Raw genomic sequence first — 4,100 nt, 5'->3', positions numbered from 1 at the left:
ACCTGCCGCAGCTGGCTGGCGAGCACGGCGACGATCGGGACCGGGTCGAGGCCGGTGGCGATCGCGTGCCGCAGCAGCCGCAGCGCTTCGCCCGCATCGCCGGCGATCGCGGCGTCGGCGACCCGGAAGCCCGTGGCCTCGACCTTGCCGCCGTGATAGATCGCCACCACGTGCTCGTCGATGGTGCCGGTGGTGTCGGAGATCAGCTGCTGACACGCGCTGGCGAGCTCGGCGATGTCGCTGCCGACGGCCTCGATGAGGGCGCGGATGGCGTCTGGTGTCGTCTTGCGCCCGGCCCGCCGGAACTCGTTGACGGTGAAGTCCTGCTTGTCGCGGTCGGACTTGATGGCCGGAGTGTCGATGACCCGGGCTTTGGCTGCCTTGAGGGAATCGACGATCTTCTTGCCCCGGTTGCCGCCTTTGTGGGCGACGACGAGGATCAGCTCCGCGCCCGCGTCGGGCAGGATCGCTAGCAGTTCGGCCTGGAAGGCCTCGTTGCCCTCGTCGGCGTCGGTGACGATGACGGCCTTGGACTCGCCGAACAGGCTCGGGCTCGCCTGCAGCGGCAACTCCCCCGCCTGGTATCCGGTGCCCGAGACCTTGACGATCTCGATCTGCGGGTCGGTCAGTTTCAGATCGGCCGACACCTGCGCGATCGCCCGCTCGATGAGAACCGACTCGGGGCCGTGGATGAGCACGAGCGGAGGCACCCGGCCGGCGACGACGGTCTCACTCACGAGGCTCAGCCTGCCACGCCGGGCCGACAGCCCAGCCGCGAAGGGTCAGTCCAGGTGAGCTAGAGGTGCGGCCAGAGGTCCGCCCAGGGTGGGGTGCGGCCGGCACAGAGCGTGAGTTCTTCTCCCTGCTCCTCGTTGTCGACGTCCACGCCGTTGTCGAGTTCGCCCACCCGCTCGCAGCGAGCGAAGGCCGGGGCGAGGTGGCGCCACGCCCCTTCGAGGACCAACACCCGGTCCCGCGTCGGCATCGTCAGATCCGCGAGCGCATTGTGCCCGCTCACCGGTGCGGGCAGGCCGTATGCCGGTCCGAACCGGGCGACCGCGCCGGCCTCACCGTAGTTCGACGTCAGGATGTCGGCGTCGCCCGCGCGGTGGTATGCGGTGGCCACCTGCTCGTGGCCGGCCCGGTACGCGATCTGCGGGGCCGCGACGACGAGGGCTGCCAGCGCGCCGAGCCATGGCCACGGCATACGCAGCGTGGCGCGCGGGCCGAGCGCGAGCAACCCCACGACGAGGACCCGCCAGCAGGGCGACGACCAGGAGCCGGTTGTATGCCGCCGCGCCCGCGAGCACTCCCGCCGCCAGCCACGATTTCGGTTGCCCGTCAACGGCTTTGACGACAAGGAGGACCACGCCGAGGAGGATGGGCAGGTCGATCGTCGAGGTGAGCAGCAGGTGGCCGAGCATGAGCGGGAAGGCGGCCCCGGCATACCCCCAGGCCGCCAGCCGCTGGGCCGCGATGCCGCCGCCGAGCCGGTGTGTCAGCAGGGCGAGCAGGACGACGGCGAGCGTGCTCGCAGGGTGGCCGGGATGCGCAGCGCCCAGGTTTCGTCGGCGAGGTGGGTGGTCAGCCGCGCGAGGAACGAGGTCAGCGGCGGCTGGTCGAGGTAGGACCAGCGCGGCGGCAGATCCGGAAGTAGAGCTCGTCGCGGTGGTAGCCGTAGCCGGCGCTCCCGAGGCTCAGGAGGAGAGCGTGCACCGCGGCCGCCGCGGCGATGCTCCCCCGCGCGACCGGTGTACCCCCTCGGCTCACGCGTCCACGATAAGGGTGACTCCGCCGCTGCGCGGGAGGGTCTTCGCGGGGTTGTCACCCGGTTGTGATCGTCAACCGCACCACCGGGATCGGAACCGGGATCAGTCGAACGACAGCTGCGTCTCGGGCGAGATCTCCAAGCCGAGCCCCTGAAGGCGGGCGGCGATGATCTCTTCGGGCAGTTCGAGGGATTCGGCGAGCTCGTCGAGGCTCAAGCCCATCTCGACGCCGTCGCGCAGTTCCTCGTCGTCCTGCTCGGTCCACGGGTGCCCGCTCGTGACGGCAGTGCGCGCGTTCTCCGGCGGCGGTGGCGGCGGGGCGGTCGGCTTCTCCGGTTCGGCGTGGGCGGCGCCGTCGGCGTCGACCTTCTCTGCGGCCTCGGCGGCGACGCCCTGCAGGGTGCGCTTGCCGGGCTTGGGGACCTCGCGCGGCGGCGGGGCGGGCGCTGCAGCGCAGAGAGCACCAGTTGCCGGTCGGTCGTCGGCCAGAACGGCGGCAGCGAGCGTTGGAGGAACCCGGCATACCGCGCGGTCATCATGCGCGAGTCGAGGAAGGCGACCACACCGCGATCGCTCGCGGACCGGATCAGCCGGCCGGCGCCCTGGGCCAGGCGTAGGGCGGCGTGGGTGGCGGAGACGGCCATGAAGCCGTTGCCGCCCATCCGTCCGATGGCCTCGGTGCGGGCCGACGCGAGCGGGTCGTCGGGGCGCGGGAAGGGGATGCGGTCGATGAGGACGAGCTGGCAGGACGAGCCGGGCACGTCGACGCCCTGCCACAGGCTGAGGGTGCCGAACAGGCAGGTTGTTGGGTCGCGAGCGAAGTCACGCACCAACGTGGAGATCTGGTCCTCCCCCTGGCACAGGATGCTGATCTCGCTCTCTCCCAGGCGATCTCGCATCGCCTCGGCGGCCTCGCGAGCGGCGCGCATGGAGGAGAAGAGGCCGAGGGTGCGCCCGCCGGCGGCCCGGACAAGCGCCTCGATCTCGTCGAGCATCTGGTCGCTGAGCCCCCCGCGACCGGGCGCCGGCAGCTTCGCCGCGACATAGGCGATCGCCTGCTCGGGGTAGTTGAAGGGGCTGCCGACATCGAGCCCGGTGTAGGCCGGTGCGCCCTCGCCCCGTAGCCCCATCGTGCCGGCGAGGGCATCAAAGGTGCCGCCGAGCTCGAGTGTGGCCGAGGTGAGGATGACGGTGCGGTCTTGAAAGATCTTGTCGCGCACCAGCATCGCCACGCTCATCGGTGCGACGTTGAGGACGGCGCCCCGGCGCTGATCGACGCGATTCCACAGGACGTCGAGTTCGCGCTCCTCGAGCATGCGGGCGCTGTTGTCGAAGATCTCGTCGACGGCGGCGATGGCCACCTGTTTGGCGCCGTCGATCTGCTCGCCCGGTTGCGGTTTCAGCTCGGACTGGACGGTGCGGGCGGCGTCGCGGACCGTCGCCAGGGCGAGCGCGAGTTGCTCGGGAACGGCGTCGATCCGCGCCTCGGGCAGTTGCTCCAGCGCCCTTTCGAGCACGAGGGCGGTGTCGTCGAGGACGTCGCTGGAGTCGGCGGAGCGGGCGCGCTTGGCGGCCCGTTTGACCATGCCGGGGGTCAGCTCGTCGGTGATGGTGGAGGTGATCCGGTCGACGAGCTCGTGCCCCTCGTCGATGACGAGCAGTTCGTGCTCGGGCAGCATGAAGCGGCCCTCGAAGGCGTCGATCGCGAGGAAGGAGTGGTTGGTGACGACGATGTCGACATCCTTGGCGGCGGCCCGGGAGCGTTCGACGAAGCACTCGCCGGCCAGCGGGCAGCGCGAGCCGAGACACTCCTCGGCGGCGACGCTGACCTGGCGCCAGGCCCGCTCGGACACACCCGGGACGAGCTCGTCGCGGTCACCGGACTCGGTCTCCTGGGCCCATTCGCGCAGGCGAACGACCTCCTTGCCGAGCCGGCCTGCGGAGGCATCGGCCTCCCCCACGTCGAAGAGGCCCTCGTCCTCGTCGGGGAAGCCGCCCTCGAGCTTGTGCAGGCAGACATAGTTGCGGCGGCCCTTGACCAGGGCATAGGTCGGGCGCCGCCCGAGGATCGGGGCCAGGGCGGTGGCCAGCCGCGGCAGGTCGCGATCGATGATCTGCCCCTGGAGGGCCAAGGTGGCCGTGGCGACGATGGCGGGCTTGCCGCTGCGCTGCGCGTGCAGGATCGCCGGGACGAGGTAGCCGAGGGACTTGCCCGTGCCGGTGCCGGCCTGGACGAGCAGGTGCTCCTCCTTGTCGACGGCGTCGAGCACCGCCTGCGCCATCTGGGTCTGACCCGGCCGCTGCGTGCCGCCGAGGTCGCTGACCGCGGCG

Annotated in this window: 5 protein-coding genes; 1 reads left to right on the top strand and 4 read right to left on the bottom strand. The window is 71.3% G+C overall.

The annotated features are described in order from the left end of the window. Both holA and BN11_RS16250 read right to left on the bottom strand, forming a co-directional pair. The coding region (holA, locus tag BN11_RS16255) for a DNA polymerase III subunit delta (RefSeq protein WP_053084149.1) at window positions 1-737 on the bottom strand (737 nt) is incomplete at its 3' end. 59 nt (window positions 738-796) lie between these two features. Further along, on the bottom strand, window positions 797-1,207 hold the full coding sequence (locus BN11_RS16250) for a hypothetical protein (protein WP_157044228.1): 411 nt from the start codon (window positions 1,205-1,207) through the stop codon (window positions 797-799). A gap of 7 nt (window positions 1,208-1,214) precedes the next feature. Between BN11_RS16250 and BN11_RS16245 the strand changes: the two genes are divergently transcribed. Beyond that, window positions 1,215-1,628, top strand: coding sequence for a hypothetical protein (locus tag BN11_RS16245; protein WP_157044227.1), 414 nt, complete (start codon window positions 1,215-1,217; stop codon window positions 1,626-1,628). Here the strand turns inward: BN11_RS16245 and BN11_RS22990 are convergent. Together BN11_RS22990 and BN11_RS16240 are read right to left on the bottom strand one after the other, a co-directional pair. Continuing rightward, window positions 1,606-1,770, bottom strand: coding sequence for a hypothetical protein (locus BN11_RS22990; RefSeq protein ID WP_157044226.1), 165 nt, complete (start codon window positions 1,768-1,770; stop codon window positions 1,606-1,608). The genes BN11_RS16245 and BN11_RS22990 overlap by 23 nt on opposite strands. A 211-nt stretch (window positions 1,771-1,981) precedes the next feature. Next, on the bottom strand, window positions 1,982-4,100 hold a 2,119-nt coding region (locus BN11_RS16240; protein ID WP_162213263.1), incomplete at its 5' end, for an ATP-dependent DNA helicase.

This window comes from Nostocoides australiense Ben110, assembly GCF_001050535.1.
GTDB lineage: Bacteria > Actinomycetota > Actinomycetes > Actinomycetales > Dermatophilaceae > Nostocoides_A > Nostocoides_A australiense.
This window is presented reverse-complemented; position numbering and strand designations above follow the sequence as displayed.

Excerpts from the sequence above, each read along its gene's own strand:
- BN11_RS16250 (WP_157044228.1), bottom strand. The coding sequence starts at position 1,207 with ATGCCGTGGCCATGGCTCGGCGCGCTGGCAGCCCTCGTCGTCGCGGCC.